The sequence below is a fragment of the Rhodococcus sp. Leaf278 genome (genome assembly GCF_001426085.1).
In the GTDB taxonomy this organism is placed as follows: Bacteria; Actinomycetota; Actinomycetes; order Mycobacteriales; family Mycobacteriaceae; genus Rhodococcoides.
Genome location: NZ_LMRR01000023.1, coordinates 103,829 through 125,215, shown reverse-complemented (window position 1 = coordinate 125,215; position 21,387 = coordinate 103,829). Strand labels below are relative to the sequence as shown.

Annotated in this window: 23 protein-coding genes; 12 read left to right on the top strand and 11 right to left on the bottom strand. The window is 64.6% G+C overall.

Going from position 1 to position 21,387, the window contains the following annotated elements; translation table 11 throughout:
• Positions 1 to 3: 3 nt before the first annotated feature.
• The 3 genes from ASG84_RS17770 (at position 4) to ASG84_RS17760 (ending at position 3,999) form a co-directional block, all read left to right on the top strand.
• Positions 4 to 1,755 carry an ABC transporter permease subunit gene (locus ASG84_RS17770; RefSeq protein WP_200936617.1) on the top strand — a complete coding sequence of 584 codons (1,752 nt, stop codon included), beginning with the start codon at positions 4 to 6 and terminating at the stop codon, positions 1,753 to 1,755.
• Positions 1,752 to 3,017 (top strand): MDR family MFS transporter, encoded by a 1,266-nt coding sequence (locus ASG84_RS17765; RefSeq protein ID WP_057478334.1) that lies wholly within the window; start codon positions 1,752 to 1,754, stop codon positions 3,015 to 3,017. Before ASG84_RS17770 ends, ASG84_RS17765 begins: the two co-directional genes overlap by 4 nt.
• A gap of 169 nt (positions 3,018 to 3,186) precedes the next feature.
• Positions 3,187 to 3,999 (top strand): MerR family transcriptional regulator, encoded by an 813-nt coding sequence (locus ASG84_RS17760; protein WP_082521063.1) that lies wholly within the window; start codon positions 3,187 to 3,189, stop codon positions 3,997 to 3,999.
• Here ASG84_RS17760 and ASG84_RS17755 read toward each other — a convergent pair whose 3' ends face one another.
• The gene (locus ASG84_RS17755) at positions 4,000 to 4,818 is read right to left on the bottom strand and encodes a DUF2786 domain-containing protein (RefSeq protein WP_057478486.1); all 819 of its coding nucleotides are present in this window, start codon (positions 4,816 to 4,818) and stop codon (positions 4,000 to 4,002) included.
• 189 nt (positions 4,819 to 5,007) lie between these two features.
• Here ASG84_RS17755 and ASG84_RS17750 point away from each other — a divergent pair, with 189 nt between their 5' ends.
• The 4 genes from ASG84_RS17750 to ASG84_RS27980 are packed head-to-tail and all read left to right on the top strand — an operon-like array spanning position 5,008 to position 8,337.
• Complete coding sequence (locus tag ASG84_RS17750; protein WP_057478333.1) at positions 5,008 to 6,288, top strand: ABC transporter substrate-binding protein; 1,281 nt, start codon at positions 5,008 to 5,010, stop codon at positions 6,286 to 6,288.
• Between the two features lie 14 nt (positions 6,289 to 6,302).
• Positions 6,303 to 7,349 carry a carbohydrate ABC transporter permease gene (locus ASG84_RS17745; RefSeq protein ID WP_179276039.1) on the top strand — a complete coding sequence of 349 codons (1,047 nt, stop codon included), beginning with the start codon at positions 6,303 to 6,305 and terminating at the stop codon, positions 7,347 to 7,349.
• Positions 7,346 to 8,167, top strand: a complete 822-nt coding sequence (locus ASG84_RS17740; RefSeq protein WP_057478332.1) for a carbohydrate ABC transporter permease — start codon at positions 7,346 to 7,348, stop codon at positions 8,165 to 8,167. Before ASG84_RS17745 ends, ASG84_RS17740 begins: the two co-directional genes overlap by 4 nt.
• Positions 8,164 to 8,337 carry a hypothetical protein gene (locus tag ASG84_RS27980; protein ID WP_200936616.1) on the top strand — a complete coding sequence of 58 codons (174 nt, stop codon included), beginning with the start codon at positions 8,164 to 8,166 and terminating at the stop codon, positions 8,335 to 8,337. Before ASG84_RS17740 ends, ASG84_RS27980 begins: the two co-directional genes overlap by 4 nt.
• Before the next feature lie 19 nt (positions 8,338 to 8,356).
• On the opposite strand, the gene ASG84_RS17735 is transcribed toward ASG84_RS27980, so the two are convergent.
• The 3 genes from ASG84_RS17735 to ASG84_RS17725 all read right to left on the bottom strand — a co-directional run bounded on the left by ASG84_RS17735 (position 8,357) and on the right by ASG84_RS17725 (position 10,104).
• Entirely contained in the window at positions 8,357 to 8,725 is a 369-nt protein-coding gene (locus ASG84_RS17735) for a DUF5313 family protein (RefSeq protein ID WP_057478484.1), read from the bottom strand.
• 87 nt (positions 8,726 to 8,812) lie between these two features.
• Positions 8,813 to 9,694, bottom strand: a complete 882-nt coding sequence (locus tag ASG84_RS17730; RefSeq protein ID WP_057478331.1) for a LysR family transcriptional regulator — start codon at positions 9,692 to 9,694, stop codon at positions 8,813 to 8,815.
• A complete protein-coding gene (locus ASG84_RS17725; RefSeq protein ID WP_057478330.1) occupies positions 9,685 to 10,104 on the bottom strand; it encodes an MmcQ/YjbR family DNA-binding protein in 420 nt (139 codons plus the stop codon). Before ASG84_RS17725 ends, ASG84_RS17730 begins: the two co-directional genes overlap by 10 nt.
• A gap of 108 nt (positions 10,105 to 10,212) precedes the next feature.
• Here ASG84_RS17725 and ASG84_RS17720 point away from each other — a divergent pair, with 108 nt between their 5' ends.
• A complete protein-coding gene (locus ASG84_RS17720) occupies positions 10,213 to 10,563 on the top strand; it encodes a nuclear transport factor 2 family protein (RefSeq protein ID WP_057478329.1) in 351 nt (116 codons plus the stop codon).
• Between the two features lie 104 nt (positions 10,564 to 10,667).
• On the opposite strand, the gene ASG84_RS17715 is transcribed toward ASG84_RS17720, so the two are convergent.
• Positions 10,668 to 11,750: an inositol-3-phosphate synthase gene (locus ASG84_RS17715; protein WP_057478328.1), complete on the bottom strand. Its 1,083-nt coding sequence runs from the start codon at positions 11,748 to 11,750 to the stop codon at positions 10,668 to 10,670.
• Positions 11,743 to 12,333: a PadR family transcriptional regulator gene (locus ASG84_RS17710; RefSeq protein ID WP_057478327.1), complete on the bottom strand. Its 591-nt coding sequence runs from the start codon at positions 12,331 to 12,333 to the stop codon at positions 11,743 to 11,745. The genes ASG84_RS17715 and ASG84_RS17710 overlap by 8 nt, the downstream gene beginning before the upstream one ends.
• Positions 12,334 to 12,397: 64 nt before the next feature.
• Between ASG84_RS17710 and ASG84_RS17705 the strand changes: the two genes are divergently transcribed.
• Positions 12,398 to 12,943 (top strand): hypothetical protein, encoded by a 546-nt coding sequence (locus ASG84_RS17705; protein ID WP_235581720.1) that lies wholly within the window; start codon positions 12,398 to 12,400, stop codon positions 12,941 to 12,943.
• Positions 12,944 to 12,967: 24 nt separating this feature from the next.
• Here ASG84_RS17705 and ASG84_RS17700 read toward each other — a convergent pair whose 3' ends face one another.
• Positions 12,968 to 13,498: a GNAT family N-acetyltransferase gene (locus tag ASG84_RS17700; RefSeq protein WP_156399580.1), complete on the bottom strand. Its 531-nt coding sequence runs from the start codon at positions 13,496 to 13,498 to the stop codon at positions 12,968 to 12,970.
• 149 nt (positions 13,499 to 13,647) lie between these two features.
• Here ASG84_RS17700 and ASG84_RS17695 point away from each other — a divergent pair, with 149 nt between their 5' ends.
• The 3 genes from ASG84_RS17695 (at position 13,648) to ASG84_RS17685 (ending at position 18,434) form a co-directional block, all read left to right on the top strand.
• A complete protein-coding gene (locus ASG84_RS17695; protein ID WP_170944655.1) occupies positions 13,648 to 14,079 on the top strand; it encodes a DUF5318 domain-containing protein in 432 nt (143 codons plus the stop codon).
• A gap of 708 nt (positions 14,080 to 14,787) precedes the next feature.
• Complete coding sequence (locus tag ASG84_RS17690) at positions 14,788 to 16,872, top strand: transglycosylase domain-containing protein (RefSeq protein WP_057478324.1); 2,085 nt, start codon at positions 14,788 to 14,790, stop codon at positions 16,870 to 16,872.
• Positions 16,873 to 16,985: 113 nt separating this feature from the next.
• Positions 16,986 to 18,434 carry a glycosyltransferase family 87 protein gene (locus ASG84_RS17685; protein ID WP_057478482.1) on the top strand — a complete coding sequence of 483 codons (1,449 nt, stop codon included), beginning with the start codon at positions 16,986 to 16,988 and terminating at the stop codon, positions 18,432 to 18,434.
• Here ASG84_RS17685 and ASG84_RS17680 read toward each other — a convergent pair.
• From ASG84_RS17680 to ASG84_RS17665, 4 genes are all read right to left on the bottom strand, one after another.
• Positions 18,409 to 19,644, bottom strand: coding sequence for a TerD family protein (locus ASG84_RS17680; protein ID WP_235581719.1), 1,236 nt, complete (start codon positions 19,642 to 19,644; stop codon positions 18,409 to 18,411). The two genes, ASG84_RS17685 and ASG84_RS17680, sit on opposite strands and share 26 nt — an antisense overlap.
• 84 nt (positions 19,645 to 19,728) lie before the next feature.
• Positions 19,729 to 19,956, bottom strand: a complete 228-nt coding sequence (locus ASG84_RS17675) for a helix-turn-helix domain-containing protein (RefSeq protein WP_057478323.1) — start codon at positions 19,954 to 19,956, stop codon at positions 19,729 to 19,731.
• Positions 19,956 to 20,555: a hypothetical protein gene (locus ASG84_RS17670; protein WP_235581718.1), complete on the bottom strand. Its 600-nt coding sequence runs from the start codon at positions 20,553 to 20,555 to the stop codon at positions 19,956 to 19,958. The genes ASG84_RS17675 and ASG84_RS17670 overlap by 1 nt, the downstream gene beginning before the upstream one ends.
• A gap of 83 nt (positions 20,556 to 20,638) precedes the next feature.
• Positions 20,639 to 21,370, bottom strand: coding sequence for an ESX secretion-associated protein EspG (locus ASG84_RS17665; protein WP_162248358.1), 732 nt, complete (start codon positions 21,368 to 21,370; stop codon positions 20,639 to 20,641).
• Between the last annotated feature and the right edge of the window lie 17 nt (positions 21,371 to 21,387).

Here is a 21,387-nt window from a genome sequence, read left to right as displayed (position 1 = left end):
GCAGTGAGAACGACTGTCTCACGGCTGCTCTCGGTGGCGGCCGTCGTACTTCTCGTCGGCATGCTGCCCTGGCTGTCCGACCGAGATCCCGCGCTGAGCATTCTGCGGGCACGATCGGCCGAGCAAGAAGCGACCCCCGAGGCACTCGCCGCCATCCGCGTCGATCTCGGCGTCGACGCCGGCCCGCTACGAACGTTCTGGAACTGGCTCACCGGCCTCGCGTCGGGTAATCCCGGGACATCCTGGAACACCGGTAGACCCGTACTGCCCGGTGCACTCGAGGCGCTGTCCGTCTCGCTGACTCTGATGGCGTTCGCGATGGTCGTCGCAGCGGTCACGGCTGTCCTCGTCGTCGGGCCCAGCATGCGGGCGGGACTGCGCGGTACCCCGAAACGCACCGGCGGCAGCATTGCGGCCGCCCTGACGTCTTTGCCGGAGTTCCTGCTGGCATCGGTACTGGTGGTCGTCGGCGCAGTGTGGTTGTCGTTTCCGGCCTACGGATGGAACGGACCGGAGTACGCGGTGTTACCCGCACTGGCACTGGGCCTTCCAGCGGGTGGCTTGCTCGGTCGCCTCCTCGCCGACGCCGTGGCGGTCACCTTCACCGAGGGATGGGTGATCACGTGGACGGTGGCCGGGTTCTCTCGGCGGCAGATTGCCGTCGCTGTGCTGCGCCGCGCAGTCCCCGGTCTCGCCTCACAGGTCGGTCTGGTCATGGTTGCGATGACGGGCGGCGCGGTGGCCGTCGAAAAGGTATTCGCCATAACAGGATTGGGTCGCTCGACCCTCGGAGATGCCCAGTCTCAGGACCTGCCCGCCTTACAGATCGACATCCTGCTGCTGCTGGCCGTCAGTGCCGCGCTCGGTATCGCGGCGGAACTGTTACGCCGTCTACTGCTCGGCAGCGCACTGCACGAGAAGGCCATGCCGATCCCGGCCGGGGTGTTCCACCCGTCCCCGCGCCGATGGGTCGTGCCGATCGCAGGCGCATCGTTGCTCGCGGTCATGGTTCTGGTGGGGTTGCCACGAGACGGTCAGGTCACCACTCGTGAGAAGTTCGCTCGACCGTCGTCGACGTTCCCGTTCGGAACCGACGCGTCCGGCCGTGACCTACTCGCCCGAGTGGCGGACGGTGCCGTGCGATCGATCGGACTGTCGCTGGCGGTCACGCTGGCAGCGTTGTGCGTCGGGGTGCTGCTGGGCTTGATCCCCCGGGCGACCCGAGGCCTCGTGGAAGTCACCAATGCCGCCCCTCCCGTCGTCACCGGCATCCTCATCGCCGCGATCTGGGGTCCCAGCGCCGGCGGTGCCGCGGTGGCGGTGCTGATCGTGACCTGGGCTCCTCTCGCCGCCCACACCGCCGCACTCGTCGACGAGGCGCGAGCCCAGCCCTACGTCTCCATCCTGCCCACACTCGGTGCCGGTCGAGGCCGAATCCTGTTCGGCAGCATCGTTCCCGGCGTGCTGCCGGCCGTTCTTCGACACGCCATGATTCGACTGCCCGGTGTCGCGCTGGCCCTGGCCGCCCTCGGATTTCTCGGTCTCGGACCGCAACCGCCGACCGCGGACTGGGGGTTGATCCTGTCCGACGGGGTAGCGGCCGTCGAGCGAGCACCGTGGGTTGCGGCAGCTCCACTGGCGTCTCTCATCGCCTTGGCCGTCATCGCCGTATCCGTCGCCAGTGCCACCTCGGGGCGAGTGAGGTCGACCGGTAGCGTCGTCGAGAGAGTCGATGCAGGAGGGCGCGTTACATGAGTTCGAGGACCGACGAGTCGCCGACGCGATGGCGGTGGTCGTTTCTCGTCGATCTACGGCGGGCCACCCCCACCGTCCGACTGCTCGTACTGACGCAGATGACATTCAACATCGGATTTTTCATGGTGTTGCCGTATCTGTCGGTGCATCTGACCTCCGATCTGGGACTCGGTGCGGCGCTGGTCGGTGTCGTGCTCGGAATCAGGACGTTCTCGCAGCAGGGGCTGTTCTTCGTCGGTGGCACCCTCGCCGATCGGTGGGGCATCAAGCCGGTGGTCCTCGTCGGCTGTGTATTGCGTGTGTTCGGATTCCTCGGTCTGGCGCTGTTCGATTCCCTCGCCGGTGTCTTGGCCGCCACGGTGATGGTTGGGTTTGCTGCGGCATTGTTCTCTCCTGCAGTTGAATCCGCGGTCGCCATCGAGGCGGGCAAGAGTGAGCGCAGTGGCTCCGTCACTCGAGTGGAGACGTTCGCACTCATGTCGGTGTGTAGCCAGATCGGATCGTTCACCGGCCCGCTCATCGGATCTCTGTTGCTGTTGGCCGACTTTCGGGTCGCATGCCTTGTCGCCGCAGCAATCTTCGTCCTCGTCGTTGTCGCACACATCCGATGGTTGCCACGTGAGCCCGGCGAGCATCGTGACGATCCGTGGCTCTCGGGCTGGACCGATGTGGTGCGCAACAGAACTTTTGTGCTCTTCGCGGTGGCGATGAGCGCGCAACTGGTGGCGTACAACCAGCTGTACCTGCTGCTGCCCCTCGAGGTGGAGCGGGCGTGGGGATCGCAGACGGTGCTGGGCTGGTTCTTCGCGATCTCGGCTGTGCTCGTGGTGTCGGCGCAGCTGCCGATCACCCGACGCGTCGCGGGTACGGCACCGCGCCTCACGCTGCCGCTCGGATTCGCCGTCATGGCGCTGTCCTTTGTTCTCGTCGCCGTTGCCGCACCCCTCGAACTGCACGGATGGGTCGGTCTGGTTCCGGCAGCGCTGTTCGTGCTGCTTCTCGCTCTCGGGCAGATGATTGCCATGCCCCAGGCCCGAGACCTGGTGCCGCGCATGGCCGCCGAACGTCGACTGGGTTCCTACTACGGCTTCATGGCCTCGCTCGGTGGCATAGGAGTATTGATCGGATCGATCGCACTCGGGGCGGTGATCGACGCCTCCCCCGACACCGGCTGGGGTGCCGCCATCCCGTGGCTGGTCGCTGCACTGTTCCCCATTGCCAGTGTCGTCGGCCTTCGCGTGGTGCTCGCTCGCCTGGATTGAGTGTGGCTCTGGACTCTCGCAAACGCGCGCGCGTTCGCCATACGCGAGCAGATTCGCGACGGATTCGGAGCTATTTCGCGCGCACCTGGCAAACGCGCTCGCGTTTGCGGCGGCCCCGGCTACACCCGAGAGTCGACTCTCCCCCAGGGGGAGGGGCCAGAATGTGGGCATGAACGGATTGCTGACGATCGGCGAGTTCTCCCGGATCACGCACCTGTCGGTCAAGACGTTGCGGCGTTATCACGAGTCGGGGCTGCTCGAACCTGCCACCGTGGATGCTTTCTCGGGCTACCGGTACTACGACACGCATCAGGTGACGACGGCGCAGATCATCAGCCGGTTTCGCAGTATGCAGATGCCCGAGCGTGACGTGCGGGCGATCATGAGCACACCGGACCCTGATGCTCGAGCACGATTGATCACCGAACATCTCACCCGGCTCGAGCGCCAATTGGACGACACCCGATCAGCCGTCACGGCGCTGCGTCGACTGTTGGCCCCGTCTCCCCCTGCCATCGATGTTCGACGCGTGTTCTCCGAAACAATCTCTGTAGCAGCCATTTCCGAAGTCGTGGATGCGTCCGATGTGTTGGGCTGGTACTCCGACGCGATGGCCGAGATCGACGCAGCCGTTTCCGGCACGACGGGACCACCGGGCGGGCTCTACGACAACGAGTTGTTCACCGAGGGCCGCGGCGAGATGACGGTGTACGTGCCGACGGACCTGGCACCGTCGTCGGGCCGAATCCAGCCGCTGGCTGTGCCTCCCGTCGAACTCGCGGTGACGGTCCATCACGGACCTCACGACGACATCGACGTCACGTACGGTGCGCTCGGGGTGTATGTCGAGACCAACGGGCTTGCCATCGCGGGGCCGGTTCGCGAGGTCTACGTCGTCGGCCCGCGGGATACCGAGGATGCGACGCTGTGGCGCACGGAAATCGGCTGGCCGGTGTTCACGGCGACGTCGGCCACGCCCTGATCAGCGACCCAGCTGTCTGCTTGCGCCGTCTATTTCGGCATGCCCACCGATTTTCGCGTTTCGGCCCGCTCGATCTCCGGCCTTGCGGGCTCCCTCGGAGTACCCGGCATTCGCGCTCTGGCCCCGCCAGTGCCCTCGCGCAGTCGAGGTCTGCCGGTAATAATCGCGCAACTCGATCTCTTTGTTGCGCAACACCAATGCGGTACCGGCACCCTGCTGTTCCTGAGCGATCGCTTGTGCCTCGGTGTCCTTTTTCACCTCGCCGAGCCGTTGACCGATGCGCGACGCGAATGCCGTCTGGAAGTTCAACCGTGCCGTCACAGCAGCGACGGGCACTTCCTCGCGCCGGGTGTAGCGTCGGCGATTCTTGATCTCGGTGACGGTACGAATGGCCGTCTCGGATTTGTAGGCACCGGATTTGATGTACGCATCCGATGCTCGCACCATCTGGATCAGCAGCGAGGAGTACAGGGCCTCGGTGGTCTCGATGTCGGAGTCGAAGCCGTAGGCGAACACCTGCGTCGACGATCTGGACACGTCGCACTGGACATCGTTCGCATGCGCGATGGCGACGAACAGTTGAACGTAGGTCTTGAGCCCGCGCTTGCCCGGTTCACCGATGGGGATGACCTTCTGGGTCGGCGTCGCCTGCCGTTCGCGGGATGCGCTGTGCGAACGCGCAACAGCAAGATCCACCGATGCCGACGTGGCCAAACGTTGAGCAGCCTCCATGAAGGCCTCGGCCTCGTGGGGGTTGTCGGTGGACTCTGCCTGGCGTAGCAGTCCGCCGATTCGCGTCAGCATCTTGTCCGAACTCATGAGCGAAAGGCTACCGGGCACCTCCGACACGTCCGGGTTGACCGATTCAGGAACTCGATAATGACCACCAGTCGGTGAGTTGTGTGCCACAGTACCCATCGACATATGTGTCGGGGGAGCATCACTGCACGATTCTGCATGCCGATCTCCGGGCGCATACCACCGCGTAGAAGTAAGTGGAGAGAACACATGGCGTCTTTGATCACGAAGGTGGCAGTGGTTGCGACAGCAGCCACGCTGCTGACGCTCACCGGATGTTCGAGCGACAGCGGTTCGAGCGGCGATTCGGGTGCTGCATCCGAAAACGCCGACGGCCGTGGACCTATCACCTATGTGGAGGGCCAGGACACCACCGAGACCGGTGTCGTCCAGCAGATCGTCTCGGCGTGGAACTCCAGCCACCCCGACGAGCAGGTCACCTTCAAGGAACAGTCCGCCGACGCCGATCAGGCCCACGACGACTTCGTTCAGCAGCTCCAGGCACAGCAGAGCGACTACGACGTCATGGCACTCGACGTCGTCTGGACCGCCGAGTTCGCGGCCAAGGGTTGGCTCGTCCCGCTCGAGGGCGAATTCGCTCTCGACAACGCAGGCGTTCTGCCCGCGACCGTCGCGAGTGCGACCTACAACGGCACGCAGTACGCGGCACCGAAGAACACCAATGGCGGACTGCTCTACTACCGCAGTGACCTGCTCCCCGAGCCGCCCACCACCTGGGCCGAGCTCACCGAGGATTGCCAGGTCGCCCGGGACAACAACATCGATTGCTACGCCGGGCAATTCGCCCCCTACGAGGGTCTGACGGCCAACGCGTCGGAGATCATCAACGCACACGGCGGATCGATCGTTGCCGAGGACGGCAAGACCCCCACGGTCAACAGCCCGGAGGCCAAGGCCGGACTGCAGACTCTGGTCACCGCGTTCGAGACCGGCGTCATCCCGGCCCAGGACACCACGTTCAAGGAGTCCGACAGCCAGCAGGCGTTCCAGGACGGAAAGACACTGTTCCTGCGCAACTGGCCGTACGTCTACGGCACCGCCGCAGAGGAAGGTTCGGCTGTGGTCGGCAAGTACGCGGTCGCGCCGCTTCCCGGAGTCACCGGAGTGGGCACCTCGACGCTCGGCGGCTACAACGCTGCGATCAGCGCGTACTCCGAGAACAAGGCCACCGCGGCCGACTTCCTGCGCTTCATGCAGGGCGAGCAGGCACAGCGCATCATCGCCGAGGGCGCTTTGCCGCCCGTGCTCTCGTCGCTGTACGACGATCCCGCACTGATCGCCGCGATGCCGTACCTTCCCGCATTGAAGAAATCCATCGAGAACGCCGTTCCGCGTCCCGTCACCCCGTTCTACCCGGCCGTCTCGAAGGCCGTGCAGGACAACGTCTCTGCCGCCATCAAGGGTGAGAAGAGCGTCGACCAGGCGATCACGGACATGCAGGCCGGTATCGAAACCGCCGGCGCCAACTGATTTCGGGAGAACCAATGGCTGTACCTGCTGGTGTGACCAGTGGGGCCGCCGCAACCACCGCGGCCGGGGGCTCGTCCCCCGGCCGCGGTCGGCATGTGCGGTCCAAGAACAAGCGGTTCGGCCTGACGCAGGGTCGGGCCTGGCTGTTGATCGCACCGACGATGGTGATCCTCGCGATCGTCATCGTCTACCCGGTGATCCGAGCTTTGGTGATGTCCTTCTCCAAGGATCCCGGTCTCGATCCCGCTACCGGCATGTTCGTCACCGGCGGTTCTGCCGGCTTCGACAACTACACGCATTGGATTCTGCAGCAGTGCACCTCGGCGTCGGGCACGTTGGTGCCCTGCCCGCCGGGAACTCTCGGGTCTCAGTTCTGGGGCGCCGTCGGCAACACCGCGTTCTTCACGGTCGTGACGGTGTCCATCGAGGTGGTGATCGGCTTCGGAATGGCCGTCATCATGGGCAAGACCTTCGCCGGACGCGCCCTGCTGCGCGCCGCGATTCTGATCCCCTGGGCAATCCCTACCGCCGTGACGGCCAAGCTCTGGTACTTCATCTTCGCGTACGACGGTATCGCCAATCGCATTCTGGGAACGAACATTCTGTGGACCGGCGACGCCTGGCCCGCTCGTTTTGCGGTCATCATCGCCGACGTGTGGAAGACGACGCCGTTCATGGCGTTGCTGATCCTGGCCGGGTTGCAGATGATTCCCGCCGACGTCTACGAGGCGGCCCGCGTCGACGGGGCGTCGGCGTGGCAGCGTTTCACCAAGATCACGCTTCCGTTGGTCAAGCCCGCGTTGATGGTGGCAATTCTGTTCCGCACCATGGACGCGCTGCGCATGTACGACTTGCCCGCGATCCTGACCGAGGGAAACCCCGCCACGCGAACCATCTCGATCCTGGTGGTGGAGCAGATCCGGCAGGGATTCAACAGCGCTGCGTCGTTGTCGACCATCTCGTTCATTTTCATATTCGTCGTGGCGTTCATCCTGGTGAAGTTTCTCGGTGCCAATGCCGTTGCTACTCAGGACAATCAGCGTAAGGGGCCCGGCCGATGAAGCAGGCTCGCATCTACCTCGGTGTCGTCGTCATTCTCGTCTGGGGTCTGACACCGTTCTATTGGATGGTCGTCACGGCATTCCGCGACCCTCGCTACACCTTCGATACGACGCCATGGCCGACCCATGTCACGTGGCAGAACTTCGAGAACGCACTGTCGACGGCGAACGGCAACAATTTCCTGCGTGCCGTGGGCAACAGTCTGATCGTCGGCGGCGCGACCACGCTGATCGCATTGGTCATCGGTATCTTCACGGCATACGCGCTCTCGCGCATCGACTTTCGCTTCAAGTACGTGGTGACAGGCATCATCCTGGGTGCGTCGATGTTCCCCGTCGTCGCATTGGTGACCCCGCTGTTCCAGTTCTTCACCAACATCGGGTGGATCGGCAGTTACCAGGCGATGGTAATCCCGAACATCTCGTTCGTGCTTCCGTTGACGATCTACACCTTGGCCGCGTTCTTCGCCGAATTACCCTGGGAACTCGAAGAAGCCGCGCGGATCGACGGTGCCGGACGTTTCCAGGCATTCCGCCTGGTGATGCTCCCACTTGCCGCACCTGCCCTGTTCACCACCGCGATCCTCGCGTTCATCGCGGCGGTCAACGAATACTTGCTCGCGAGCCAACTTTCGAGCGACAAGACCGAACCGGTGACCGTAGCCATCGCGCGGTTCACCGGCAACGATCCACTCGTGGTGCCGTATGCCGCGATCATGGCCGCGGGCACCATCGTGGCTATTCCTCTGGTGATCATGGTGCTGTTGTTCCAGCGCCGCATCATCTCCGGACTGACGGCGGGCGGCGTCAAGTCGTGACGGCGCAGGACCACCTGCAGTTGCTTGCCGGAATCCTCGGGTTCTTCGCACTGGTGGCACTCGGTTTCGCCGTAGCCGGGATCATCGGTGGTGATCCGGGCGTGCTGCCGTCCGTAGCGTTGCTCGGTCTGCTTGCCGCACTGTGGTTCGTGATCAAGAGAATTCGCTGATCCACAGCGGACGGCCTCGTCAGGGATGCCTGTAGTTGGCCTCGTAGGTTTCGCGGTCGCGCTCTGCGCGGGGCATCGTGCGAGGAATCGATGCAGCATCGATTCCGTGTTGCCCGAGCCGGAACGCTCGATACACCAGATGCAGCCCGGAGGCGAAGTAGAGGACCGGGATGAAGATGAGCAGCATCATCAGGACTGCGATCCAGTTCGGTCCCGGAAACAGTAGGAACAACAGGAGCGCAGGGATCAGCGGCAGCAGGAACCGAGCCAGGTACCGAGCGGTGGATCTGGGTCCGGTCAGTTCCTGCAGGACCCAGTCCTGCAGGTCCGGCGGGAGGACGCCTCCGAGGTCGTAGCGCAGACGCTGACGAAAGGTGGGTGTCTTCATGTCCTGACGGTAGGTCCGCACCTGCCGTGGGCGCTGGGGCACGAGGTCCCGATCGGCGCGCCGAACGACTCTTGTTTCGAATGTCGATCAGGGTGAACCGAAGGCACTCTTGGCCAGCGACAGCAGTTTCGCGGACGCGGCGCTCGGGTTCGGAGTCCAGACGAGCGCCAGAAGTGCCGACGTGGTCGAGTCCGTCAGTTCCACAGCGGTCAGGCGATCTCGGTAGGTCTCGATCATCGATGCGCTGAGGATTGCGACGCCGAGACCGCGAGCAGCGAGATCGGCGACTGCGTCGGGAGCGCTGGCCTGCAACATGATCGACGGTGACAGTCCTACACCGGCGCAGTCCCTGTCGAATACGGCCCGGATTCCGGTTCCGTGTGGAAGGGCGATGATCGGGTGCGCGCACACCTGCGCCAAGGTCGCGTTCTCGTGGGCCGCCAGCGGATGCTCAGGCGGAACGGCCGCGACGATCCGTTCGTCGATCACCACCGTCGATTCGAGCCCGTCGGGGCTCCGCGCGGCGATACCCACGAGCGCGAGATCGAGATCTCCGGCGCGAACGGAAGCTACCAGGCGGTCCGAATTATCCTCGCGCAGAGCAAGTTCGACGCCGGGGTGAGCCGCGTGGAAGCGTGCCAACGCGTCGAACAGGGGTGGAACGGTGCAGGCGGTGACCATACCTATGCTCAGTGAGCCGCGCAGTAGGCCTGCCACATCGTCGACGGACTGTTTGACGGATCCTGCTGCGGCCAGTGTGGCGCGAGCCTGCGTCAAGGCTGCCTGGCCGGCCGTCGTCAATGTGGCTGTGCCACCGGATCTGTCGATCAGCTCGGCACCGAGTTCTTTTTCGAGTGCTCGTATCTGAGCGCTGACACCGGATTGGCTGATGTGCACTCGGGCGGCGGCGCGGGTGAAGTTCGCTTCCTCTGCGACAGCTACGAAGTATTCGAGTTGTCTCAGTTCCATTGCTGGACTCCAAGATCAGGACCTTCGCCGGCGTCGAGCCTCGCAACAGAGCGCTTCGGTGCGGTGATGCGATAGCTGCAGTCGATCAGTTCGGCGGCCTCGGCCCAGACATCGCTGTCGGGATCGGACAGGTCGAATCCGACCCAGCCTGCGGGTCCGAGGTAGGCGGGATGGAAGTAGCGCGGTTCGAGCTCGCAGGCTCGCTGCTCTTCGGAGCTCTCGCATTTCACCAGGATCGACAGGTCGAACTGGTCGCCGCCCTTCACACCACCGCCGAAGTAGACGAATACCGAGGTTGTGCGAAAGGTCGGTCTGCCATGCGAGATCTTCTCGGTCACGTCGGGGTACGCGAATGCCAGAGCGCGGACGCGTTCGAGGACAGGATGCTTCGAGGTGGGATCGATGGCCACGCGAGAACGATAGCGCGAGTTGTCTAGCTGCGGCTATGAGTAAAAGTTCTCACGATGATAAGAACCAACTGTTGGACTTCTGACTCGGTCGGTTCGAGACTCGAATTCATGACACAGACACCCGCAGAAATCGCAGCGACCTACTTCGAGGCCTGGAAGGCGAAGGACTTCGACACCCTGGTGTCGATCCTGGATGACGACGCGACTTTCCGGGGGCCACTCGGCACAGCGGCCAGCGGTGCCGAATGCGTGGCTGGATTGAAGGGAATGTCGCAGATCGTGACCGACATCGACATCGCGCACGTCTTCGTGGACGGTCCGAACGTACTGACGTGGTTCGACCTACACACATCGATCGCACCACCGGCCGCCACCGCCAACTGGCAGCGAATCGAGAACGGGAAGATCACGGAAATCACGGTGACCTTCGATCCGCGCGACATCATCGCCGCGGGATAAGCGAACGCCCGCCGGCACTCGATGTGACATTTGGTGGCCCTTTCGGGGGTCAATGTCACATCTAGTGGACCGGCGGGCGGTGTTCGCGATGGTGCCGCAGAGATTTACGCGTCGATGATGAACGCTTCGAGCTGCTCACGAGCGACGTCGTCGGCCAGCTGCTTCGGCGGGCTCTTCATCAGGTATGCGGACGCCGGGATGACGGGTCCACCGATGCCGCGGTCCTTGGCGATCTTGGCGGCGCGGACTGCATCGATGATGACGCCGGCGGAGTTCGGCGAGTCCCAGACCTCGAGCTTGTACTCGAGGTTGAGGGGAACGTCACCGAAGGCGCGGCCTTCGAGGCGGACGTAGGCCCACTTGCGGTCGTCGAGCCAGCCGACGTGGTCCGACGGTCCGATGTGGACGTCCTTGGCGTTGAACTCCTTCTGGAGGTTCGACGTCACGGCCTGGGTCTTGGAGATCTTCTTCGACTCGAGGCGGGTGCGCTCGAGCATGTTGAGGAAGTCCATGTTGCCACCGACGTTGAGCTGCATGGTGCGGTCGAGCTGGACGCCGCGGTCCTCGAACAGCTTCGCCATGACGCGGTGGGTGATGGTGGCACCGACCTGGCTCTTGATGTCGTCGCCGACGATGGGGACGCCTGCGTCCTCGAACTTCTTGGCCCAGACGGGGTCGGAGGCAATGAAGACGGGCAGTGCGTTGACGAAGGCGACGCCTGCGTCGATGGATGCCTGTGCGTAGAACTTGTCGGCTTCTTCGGATCCGACGGGCAGGTAGGACACGAGCACGTCCACCTTGGCGTCACGAAGAGCCTGGGCAACGTCGACTGCTTCGCCGTCGGCCTCGGTGATGGTCTCGCGGTAGTACTTGCCGAGGCCGTCGAGGGTCGGTCCGCGCAGGACGTGGACGTCCTTCGGGGGCACGTCGGCGATCTTGATGGTGTTGTTCTCGCTGGAGAAGATCGCGTCGGAGAGGTCGAAGCCGACCTTCTTGGCGTCCACGTCGAACGCGGCGACGAACTCGACGTCGCGGACGTGGTACTTGCCGAACATGACGTGCATGAGGCCGGGGACAGTGGCGTTCGCGTCCGCGTCCTTGTAGTACTCGACACCCTGGACCAGGGATGAGGCGCAGTTGCCCACACCCACAATGGCCACGCGGATTGCGTTGTTGTTCTCACCCATGGTCGGGTTCTCCTTCTGTCTTGACTGTCCGGTTCGGTGCTGTGTGGGACGGTGCTGGGTTGGGGCCGGCCTGCTCGGCTGCGATGACTTCGTTGAGCCAGCGCACCTCGCGTTCACTCGATTCGAGACCGAGTTGATGGAGCTGCCGGGTGTAGCGGTCGAGTGTTCCGTTCGCCTTGGCCACAGCGTCGCGGAGCCCTTCGCGGCGCTCCTCGACCTGGCGTCGTCTGCCTTCGAGGATGCGGACTCGAGCTTCTGCTGGGGTTCGACTGAAGAAGGCAAGATGTACGCCGAATCCGTCGTCGGTGTAGTTCTGCGGTCCGGTGTCGGCCACCAGTTCGGCAAATCGTTCCTTGCCGAGTGGGGTGAGCACGTACACCCGCTTTGCCCGTCTTTTCACGAGCAATTCGGGACCGGCGTCCTCGGCGATGAGGCCGTCGGTTTGGAGTCGACGGAGCGCCGGGTACAGCGATCCGTACGAAAACGCTCGAAAAGCTCCGAGTAGGCCGGTGAGCCGTTTGCGGAGCTCGTAGCCGTGCATGGGTGATTCGAGAAGCAAACCGAGAATTGCGAGCTCGAGCATGCAACTCCCCTTTCTCGAATACAACGACACAACACGGCGATGCGATTGACTGCACTATCGAATAATGTATCGCGCCGATACATTGAAAGACAAGGCGGTGCCGAGTATCGGTCCGCAATCCCCCGCACAGCCGGTGTACTCCACGGCCCGCGTGACGACATCGACAGAGGCCACACGAGTCGACGAACGTATCCTGCGACGCATGACCCCGGTCGACGCGCTCTCCGCCGCTGCCGCCCTGCATCTGGGCTTTCAGCTGGTGGTGACCGCCGTTGTCTACCCGGCGTTGGCGGAGGTGCCGGACGACGACTGGCCGCGTGCCCACGACGCCCACTCGCGGCGGATCACCCTTGTCGTCGGACCGGTCTACGGGTTACTTGCTGCTGCGTGTCTGTGGGTGTTGGTGTCCGGTTCAACCCACCCTTTTGTCCTGATCAGCGTTGCCGGCGCGGTGATTTCCGCGCTCGCCACTGCATTCGGGGCCGCTCCCGTTCACGGCGATCTAGGGCGGACGGGACGCACGTTGCACTTGATGGGGCGGCTGCGATCAGCTGACCGCGTACGTCTCGGTGGTGCAGTGTTGTGTGCCGTCTTCGCTCTGTTGGCGTGATCGAACGCGGGCCGGATGAGCGGTTCACCGAACCGGTGCCACCATGAGCACCGCGTCCACTCGGTACTCGCCCCACTGTTGCGCAGCCGTCCCGATTCGGTGCCAGCCTCGCCTGTCGTAGAAGCCGAGAGCGGCGCTACTCGGATCTACCAGCAATACAGGTACCCGGCCCAGGTCCCGTGCCGCATTCACTGCATGAGTGAGCAACGTCGTTCCGCTGCCCGGTACGGCGCCGTCGGTGACCAGGCGTGAGACGACGGCGAGTCGATCGGCCGCGACGCCCGTTGCTCGCTGCCACTGCTCGCTAGCGTCGTCCGTACCGGGATCCTGTCCGGGTGTTGCCGTCGGATGCAGCGCGACATGTCCGACGACGGCGTCGTGATACTCCGCTACCCAGGCTTCGAGTTCGTCCGGTGCGGCAAGCCAGTCTGCTCGTACCACTGCTGCGCGCACGGGATAGCGATGCGTCGAGTGCGAACGTTGCAGGATGGGGAGGAGGGCGCTCAGGTCGTCGTCCCGTCGGGGTCGCACGCGGATTCCCGATGTGGCGAACATGTGAACGAGTGTAAGGACCGGACGAACCTGTTCACCGCCGTTCGAGACCCACACGCAGCGAACGCGTTACGGCCGAAAGGGGCCCCCTTCGCCGCCGAGGCGGGGGTTCGCACGTCCCCATCTCGGAGGGCGCACGTACTCTGGTCCTCGTGCGACTTCAGCGACAGGTGGTGGACTACGCCCTTCAGCGTCGGTCGCTGCTGGCCGAGGTCTACTCCGGTAGGACGGGTGTAGCAGCGGTCTGCGACGCGGATCCGTACCTGCTCCGCGCCGCCAAGTTCCACGGACGCGGGAGCGATGTGGTGTGCCCCATCTGCCGCAAAGAGCAGCTCACCTTGGTGTCCTGGGTTTTCGGTGAGAAGCTCGGTGCGCTGTCCGGGTCGGCGCGAACGGCCGACGAACTCGTCCGGCTCGCTGCGACCCAGGAGGAATTCTCGGTCCACGTGGTCGAGGTGTGCCGTTCCTGCAGTTGGAACCACCTCGTCCAGTCCTACGTCCTCGGGGCCGTCCCCGCGCCCAAGCAACCCCGTCGTCCGCGATCGGGTTCGCGTCAACCTAACCGTCGCACCGCGAGTGAGTGACACAATCGCTCGGCTGATGCCTTTTCGCGAGAAGTCGACGCGGCCGCCGAAATTACTGGAGATTTGTACGTGAGTTCCCCCTACGACAACAACCCGGGTACCAACGAACCTGGCCGTAGCGACTCCGGACGGCGTCCCGACGTGCCAGGGCCGCCGCGCGGCAGCAGGCATTCCGATCCGCCCGGACGTCGTCCCGTGCCTCCGCCCGGGCAGCGTCCGATGTCTGTGCCCGGTCAGCGTCCGATGCCGCCGCAGGGTCGGCCTCCGATGCCGCCACCCGGTCAGCGACCCGGACCTCCTCCGGGGCAGCGTCCGATGCCACCGCAAGGTCGGCCTCCGATGCCGCCACCCGGGCAGCGACCCGGACCTCCTCCGGGGCAGCGTCCGATGCCACCCCAGGGCAGGCCACCCATGCCGCCTCCCGGGCAGCGCCCAGGGTCTGCGCCCGGTCAGCGTCCGATGCCGCCGCAGGGTCGGCCCCCCGGTGAACGCCGCTATGGGGAGCCGCCGGTCACGCCCGCTGCGCGCTCCGCGGTAGGGCCGGGAGCCGCTGCGGCCGGGATCACCCGATCGGGATCCGTCCCACCCCCGTACGAACCGAACGATCCATCAGCTAGCTCCTCGGGCAACGAGCCGCCCGAGCCGCCCGAAAGAGGTTCCGCCGCGAAAACGAAGAAGAAGTCCAAGTGGCGGGTTGTTCGGCGCACGATGTACGCGTTGATCGCCTTGGGCCTGATCGTGCCGATTCTGGCGTTCATGGTGGCGTACACGCTGGTGGACGTTCCTCGACCCGGTGACCTCAGAACCAACCAGGTCGCGACGATTTTTGCGTCCGACGGTGCGAGCGTGCTCGGCAAGGTGGTGCCCCCCGAGGGCAACCGGACCGACGTGACGATCGACCAGATCCCGGAGCACGTACGCAATGCCGTCCTTTCGGCCGAGGACCGCGACTTCTACTCCAACCCCGGATTCTCGGTCACCGGATTCGGCCGGGCTCTGCGCGACAACGTGCTCGGACGCGACAGCGCAGGTGGCGGCTCCACGATCACCCAGCAGTACGTGAAGAACGCGCTGGTCGGTAACGACCGGACGCTGACTCGCAAGATGCGTGAGCTGGTCATCTCCTCCAAGATGGCGCGGCAGTGGTCCAAGGACGACATTCTCGCGGCCTATCTGAACACCATCTACTTCGGTCGTGGCGCGTACGGCATCGCAGCCGCGTCCACGGCGTATTTCGGTAAGTCCGTCGATCAACTGTCGGTCGAGGAAGGTGCTGTGCTGGCGGCAGTCATCCAGCAGCCCTCCAACCTCGATCCCGAGGTCAACCCGACGGGAGCGCAAGCTCGGTGGGATTACGTCCTCGACGGCATGGTCTCGCAGGGCCAGCTCGACTCCACCCAGCGAGCCGCGATGATGTTCCCCGCGGTGGTTCCGACCTCCCAGGTGGACACCGGTGACGCGGACGACGCTGGTCCCAACGGCCTGATCAAGGCCCAGGTACTGCGCGAGTTGTCTGCTGCCGGAGTCAGCGAGCAGGACCTCAACACCGAAGGTCTGCAGATCACGACGACAATCGATCCGAAGGCGCAGGCTGCTGCGATCGAGGCCGTGAACAGCAACCTCGAAGGCGAGCCGTCGGAACTGCGAACGGCATCGGTATCGGTCGATCCGCGCAGTGGTGCGGTCCGGTCGTACTACGGCGGCGCGGACGGGCGCGGATTCGACTTCGCGCAGTCGGGCCTGCAGACGGGATCGTCGTTCAAGGTGTTCGGTCTGGCCGCCGCGTTGGATCAGGGCATCCCGCTCTCGAAGATGTACGACAGCTCTCCGCTGGACGTCAACGGCATCGAGATCAGCAACGTCGAGGGTGCCTCCTGCGGAACGTGCACCATCGCCGAGGCGCTGAAACGTTCACTGAACACCAGCTTCTATCGCATGATGCTCGGGATGGACAACGGCCCGCAGGCCATCGCAGACATGGCGCACAAGCTCGGCATCCCGCAGGAGATCGACGGCGTCGGCCCCACCCTGACCGAGCCCGACAACGCGGGTCCCAACTACGGAGTTGTGCTCGGCCAGTACCAGTCTCGCGTCCTCGACATGGCCTCCGCCTACGCGACATTGGCTGCGTCCGGCGTATATCACACCCCGCACTTCGTGCAGAAGGTCGTCACCGCCGACGGCACCGTGCTTCTCGACCGCGCTCCCGAAGCCGGCCAGCAGGTCGTCTCGGCCGCGGTCGCGGACAACGTGACCTCGGCGATGCGACCGATCGCCGGGTACTCGAACGGTCACAACCTCGCCGGTGGTCGTCAGTCGGCAGCGAAGACCGGTACCGCTCAGCTGGGCGACACCGGGCAGAACAAGGATGCCTGGATGGTCGGCTACACGCCATCGTTGTCGACGGCCGTGTGGGTCGGCACCGAGCAGGGTCTGCCGCTCGAGAACAGCTACGGCGGACCGATCTACGGATCGGGCATACCGTCGGACATCTGGAAAGACACGATGGACGGCACGTTGGAGGGCACCTCGAACGAGACCTTCCCGACGCCCGAAGCCATTGCCGGTCAGGCCGGAGTGCCGCAGTACTCCGCGCCCGCACCGACGGCCACGGTCGCACCGACGACTGCTCCGCCGCAGGTGACCCTGCCGATTCCGACGGAGATCTCCCCGCCCGTCGTCATCACGCCACGGCAGGTTGAAATTCTGCCCGGAGTGACGATTCCGCTTCCCGGGTTGGCACCGGCTCAGCCGGCACCGGCCGCGCCCGAACCGGCTACTCCCGGGCAGTAGCGACTCCACCGGTGACGACCGAACCCGACCGCAAGGGTCGAGCATTGGCGAGCCCCGGTCGCCTCGACTCGGCGAGCGAGAAAGACCGAGATCTACCCAGTCGGACCGATCCGATGGCCGGGGAATTGTCCTCGGTCATCGGCGGTCCGGTCGGACGTCACGCGGTGATCGGACGGCAACGGTGGTTCACCGCACTGCGGGTGATCCTGCTGTTGGCGGTGATCTTCCTGTGCTTCGGTTGGTTCGCGAAGGCGGCGTGCATTCAGCAGGCTCCGGTCGGTCCCAACGGTGAACTGGGACTGGATTGGAGTGGCAGCCGGCAGTACGTGGCCATGTGCTATTCGGACACCGTGCCGCTGTACGGTGCCGAGCGACTCGACCAAGGCGCGTTCCCGTACAAGAAGTCCTGGGAAGAAACCAAGGCCGACGGCTCGACCCAGGTTCGATACATGGAGTACCCGGTGCTCGCGGGGCTGTACCAGTACGGCTCGATGGTCGTCGGGAAGATGTGGAACTCGCTGAGTTTCCTTCCCCAGGCCCTGCCCGTCGTCGTGTATTTCAACGTGGTTGCCCTGGGTCTCGCCGTCGCCTGGCTCGTCACCGTGTGGGCCACGGCAATAGCTGCGGGACGGCGGATCTGGGACGCGGCCCTGGTCGCCGCGTCGCCGCTGGTGATCGTCCACGGCTTCACCAATTTCGACGCTCTGGCCGCGGCTTTCGCGCTCACCGGTCTGTTGGCATGGGCCAAGAAGAGGCCGGTTCTCGCCGGTGTGCTGATCGGACTCGGCGGTGCCACCAAGCTCTATCCCCTGCTGTTCCTCGGTCCGCTGCTGGTGCTGTGCTGGCGGACCGGCCGGATGCGGGAGTGGGGCCTCACCGCGAGCGCTGCCATCGGAGCCTGGCTGGCCGTGAATCTTCCTCTGGCGCTGCTGTATCCGTCGGGGTGGTACGAGTTCTTCCGGCTCAACTCCGAGCGCGGAGCCGACCCCGATTCCCTGTACAACGTGGTCACCTCGTTCACCGGCTGGCCCGGTTTCGACGGTCCGCTCTATGCAGGCGCCAAGCCCCTGATCCTCAATGCCGTGACGCTGGTGTTGTTCGCCATCGTGTGTGCGGTGATCGCCTACATCGGCACGACGGCCCCCGTGCGGCCGCGGCTCGCGCAGTTGATATTCCTGGTGGTCGCCGGCTTCCTGCTCACCAACAAGGTATGGAGCCCGCAGTATTCGCTGTGGCTGGTTCCACTGGCCGTACTGGCATTGCCTCATCGCCGAATCCTGTTGGCGTGGATGACGATCGACGCGTTCGTCTGGTTCCCGCGGATGTACTACTACTTGGGCGTGGAGAACAAGGGCGTGCCCGAGCAATGGTTCACCGCAGCCGTCGTGGTGCGCGATATCGCGGTGATCGGGTTGTGCGCGTTGATCATTCGGCAGATCTACCGGCCGTCCGAAGACCTCATTCGAAACGGCAACGCCGTCGACCCGCTCGGTGGCGTTCTCGACGGCGCTGCAGATCGGGTCAGGGCCCGCCCGGTCACATATAGCGGCCCAGCTGCTTGACGGCTTCACCGGCGTGCTTGGCCGCGATGCCGTCGCCGATGGCTTGTAGTTTCCACTCGCTGCCCTGGCGATACACCTTCGCCATCACCAAGCCGGTGAACGGCATGCCGCCCTGCAGAGTGAAGCGGGCGAGTTCGGTGTTGGTGGTGTTGTCGACGAGGCGGCAAAAGGCGTTGGCCACCTGCTCGAACGTCTGCCCACGGTACGAGGTGACCGTGAAGATGATGCCGGTGACGTGCTGGGGCACCCGCGTCAGGTCGACGACGATGACCTCGTCGTCCCCCTCGCCCTCACCGGTGAGGTTGTCGCCCTGGTGCACGATCGAGCCGTCCTTGGCCTTGAGCTGGCCGTAGTAGACGACGTCGTTGACGTTGCGATCCGCGAGCATGATCGCCGACGCGTCCAAATCGATGTTCGCGGCGCGGCCTCCGCCGCCGAAGAGGCCGCCCTTCTTGGGAGTGGTCACCGGGTCCCAGCCCAGTCCCATGCGAATGACCGTCAGGGCCACGCCGCCGTCCTTGCGGAGAGTGACCTTCTGGCCCTTGGTGAGACTGACGGGCTTGGACTTGGTGAGGCTGACTTCCGGAGCCTCGGTGCGAGCCGGTGCGGCAGGAGGTGTCGGCGGTGCAGCGGGAGGAGGTGGGGTGGCGGGAGGAGGTGGGGTGGCGGGAGGAGGTGTCGGCGCGGGAGCCGGGGCGTCGTCCACGGACACACCGTGATCGGTCACCAACGCGGCGAATCCACCGGCGTAACCCTGCCCGACGGCTCGAACTTTCCAGCTGCCCTGGCGACGGTAGATTTCGAGTGCGATCACGATGGATTCCGAGCTCAACCCATCGATGGTGTACTCGTACAACACATTTCCGGCGGTGTCGCTGACCCGTGCGATGGGGGCGGTGGAACGACCGAAGTTGCTCGACGCGTCGTCGAGGGTGATGACCGCGCGAATCTGCTCGATGTCGGTGGGAACTGCGGCGAGCGACACTGCCAGCCGGGCCGGACCGCCCTGGCCGGGCTCGAGGCGTACGCCGGGACCGGTGGGCTGGTTGAAGAACACGAAGTCGGCGTCCGTCCGTACCTTCCCGGCGTCGGTGACGAGCAGGGCGGACAGGTCCGCGGGTACGGCCAGTGCGATCGAGACGACGACGTCACCGACGGTGAGGGGCCCGTTCTGACCCTTGGACAACGGTTGACCGGCCGGAGCAGACAATGTGATGGACTCTCTCTCGAAGTGCTGGTTACCGTCATCCAATGTACTTGTTCGATTTGTCCGACTGGTGTGGCTGAGCGGACGTCAGATCTGTCGCAGGCTGAACAGGTCTCCGGGCGTGCAGCCGAGGACGCGGCACACCGCGGTGAGCGTCGAGAATCGGATGGCCTTGGCGCGGTCGTTCTTGAGCACCGAGAGATTCACGACGCTGACCCCGGCGAGACGCGATAGTTCGGCAAGCGTCATGCCGCGGGCGTCGAGAATCTCGCCCAGATGGCAGACGACCAGATGGTCGACGAACTCCTCCGTCATCAGACCAGACCATCGGCATCGCGAGCGAGCTTGGAGCCCTGAGTGATCGTGGCGTAGACGAATTGTAGAAAGACTGCGATGACGACCGCTGTGTACAGACCGGCGTTGGATCGGGAGGTATCGACGATCTCACTCAGGTCGAGGGCTCCGACGACACTGTTGGTGCCGAGCATATCGACGAATCCGGTGATGGCGGTGTACGCGACGATGCAGACGCCGATCAACACGATGTCGTTGCGTGCTCCGTTGGTGAAGGGGTCGCCGGCGATGACGCGGTCGCAGAAGCGGTAGACGAACAGTAGGCCTGCGAGAATGATGACCATCCCGATGACGATGGAGCCGTAGCGCATGACATCGATGACGCCCATCAGTCGCGTCAGTTCCGACTTCGGCACGCTGAGCTCGATCGCGTTCCCCGGCTGCAACTGGCCACCGAACAGTTCTGCAGGCGGGGTGTCACGCCTGGGCTCCAACGTCGCCAGAACGTAGTCCGACGCGTGGTACCTCCACAGCCTCCACCCCGACCACACCACCGCGATTCCCGCATACAGCGCCATCGCCCATTTGTTGGCTCGTGCCGAACCCAGTCCGTATGCCATCCCGCACCTCCATATCGATAGTCGATAACAACGAATATCGATAACCTATCGCTTATCGATAGGGTGTCAAGGGGTGGCCGGAATTACCGTCGCAGTGCGACCGCCATGTGGTGACCGATCTCCGACGCCACGCCGGCGGTATCGGCAGGCAGAATGTCGATGGAGTCTTCGGAGTAGACGATGTAGCGACCGTCCCGCTCGAAGTCCATCCAGAAGAACGCGACCGCGTCGGTGTCGCGTCGGTTGTCGTAGGTTCTACCGCGCGCGACGATGACCTCTCCGACCGAGGACCGGGGGCGGTGGAAGAACGTCCGGAACTGCTCGTCCGCGGTGGCCCCTCGGGTCGCGGTGGACAGATGCCGTCCTCCCGATGCCTTTGTGGCACTGGAACGTTCGAGTCGCATGGCCGGTCGCCGGCCCGCCGCATCGGCGGGAATGGAGCCGAGAACTCGGGCAGGTGCCTGAGCAGGGCTGGTCAACGAGATCGTGACGGCACCACCCGAGGTGCTATCGGGTCCCGGCTGCTGGGTGAGCACGGCAGCAACGTCGTGGCGCACCGCGGCGTGGGCACGGATGGTTCCGTAGTGGGGATCGTTCGTGTCGCCGCGGCATTCGATGCGAACCATCGGATCGACGAGGGTGCGAACAGCTGCGCCGAGGTTGTCGTCCATCACAGCATCGATTCTCGCCGAGGCCTCGCGGCGCAGAAGTCGGTATCGGTCCGCGGTGTCGACGTCGACGGTGACCGCCAGGGGGTAGGGCAGCCGGTCTCGTCCGAATCGACTGCAGAGCATCATGAAATCGATGCCGCTCATCGTCCAGCTCGTCATCC

Excerpts from the sequence above, each read along its gene's own strand:
- ASG84_RS17670 (WP_235581718.1), bottom strand. The coding sequence starts at position 20,555 with ATGGCATACGGACTGGGTTCGGCACGAGCCAACAAATGGGCGATGGCG.
- ASG84_RS17705 (WP_235581720.1), top strand. The coding sequence starts at position 12,398 with ATGTATCGCGCCGATACATTGAAAGACAAGGCGGTGCCGAGTATCGGT.
- ASG84_RS17730 (WP_057478331.1), bottom strand. The coding sequence starts at position 9,694 with ATGGAACTGAGACAACTCGAATACTTCGTAGCTGTCGCAGAGGAAGCG.
- ASG84_RS17710 (WP_057478327.1), bottom strand. The coding sequence starts at position 12,333 with ATGCTCGAGCTCGCAATTCTCGGTTTGCTTCTCGAATCACCCATGCAC.
- ASG84_RS17765 (WP_057478334.1), top strand. The coding sequence starts at position 1,752 with ATGAGTTCGAGGACCGACGAGTCGCCGACGCGATGGCGGTGGTCGTTT.
- ASG84_RS17690 (WP_057478324.1), top strand. The coding sequence starts at position 14,788 with ATGTACGCGTTGATCGCCTTGGGCCTGATCGTGCCGATTCTGGCGTTC.
- ASG84_RS17755 (WP_057478486.1), bottom strand. The coding sequence starts at position 4,818 with ATGAGTTCGGACAAGATGCTGACGCGAATCGGCGGACTGCTACGCCAG.
- ASG84_RS17720 (WP_057478329.1), top strand. The coding sequence starts at position 10,213 with ATGACACAGACACCCGCAGAAATCGCAGCGACCTACTTCGAGGCCTGG.
- ASG84_RS17665 (WP_162248358.1), bottom strand. The coding sequence starts at position 21,370 with ATGAGCGGCATCGATTTCATGATGCTCTGCAGTCGATTCGGACGAGAC.
- ASG84_RS17675 (WP_057478323.1), bottom strand. The coding sequence starts at position 19,956 with ATGACGGAGGAGTTCGTCGACCATCTGGTCGTCTGCCATCTGGGCGAG.
- ASG84_RS17735 (WP_057478484.1), bottom strand. The coding sequence starts at position 8,725 with ATGAAGACACCCACCTTTCGTCAGCGTCTGCGCTACGACCTCGGAGGC.
- ASG84_RS17685 (WP_057478482.1), top strand. The coding sequence starts at position 16,986 with ATGGCCGGGGAATTGTCCTCGGTCATCGGCGGTCCGGTCGGACGTCAC.
- ASG84_RS17740 (WP_057478332.1), top strand. The coding sequence starts at position 7,346 with ATGAAGCAGGCTCGCATCTACCTCGGTGTCGTCGTCATTCTCGTCTGG.
- ASG84_RS17700 (WP_156399580.1), bottom strand. The coding sequence starts at position 13,498 with ATGTTCGCCACATCGGGAATCCGCGTGCGACCCCGACGGGACGACGAC.
- ASG84_RS17715 (WP_057478328.1), bottom strand. The coding sequence starts at position 11,750 with ATGGGTGAGAACAACAACGCAATCCGCGTGGCCATTGTGGGTGTGGGC.
- ASG84_RS17750 (WP_057478333.1), top strand. The coding sequence starts at position 5,008 with ATGGCGTCTTTGATCACGAAGGTGGCAGTGGTTGCGACAGCAGCCACG.
- ASG84_RS17745 (WP_179276039.1), top strand. The coding sequence starts at position 6,303 with ATGGCTGTACCTGCTGGTGTGACCAGTGGGGCCGCCGCAACCACCGCG.
- ASG84_RS17760 (WP_082521063.1), top strand. The coding sequence starts at position 3,187 with ATGAACGGATTGCTGACGATCGGCGAGTTCTCCCGGATCACGCACCTG.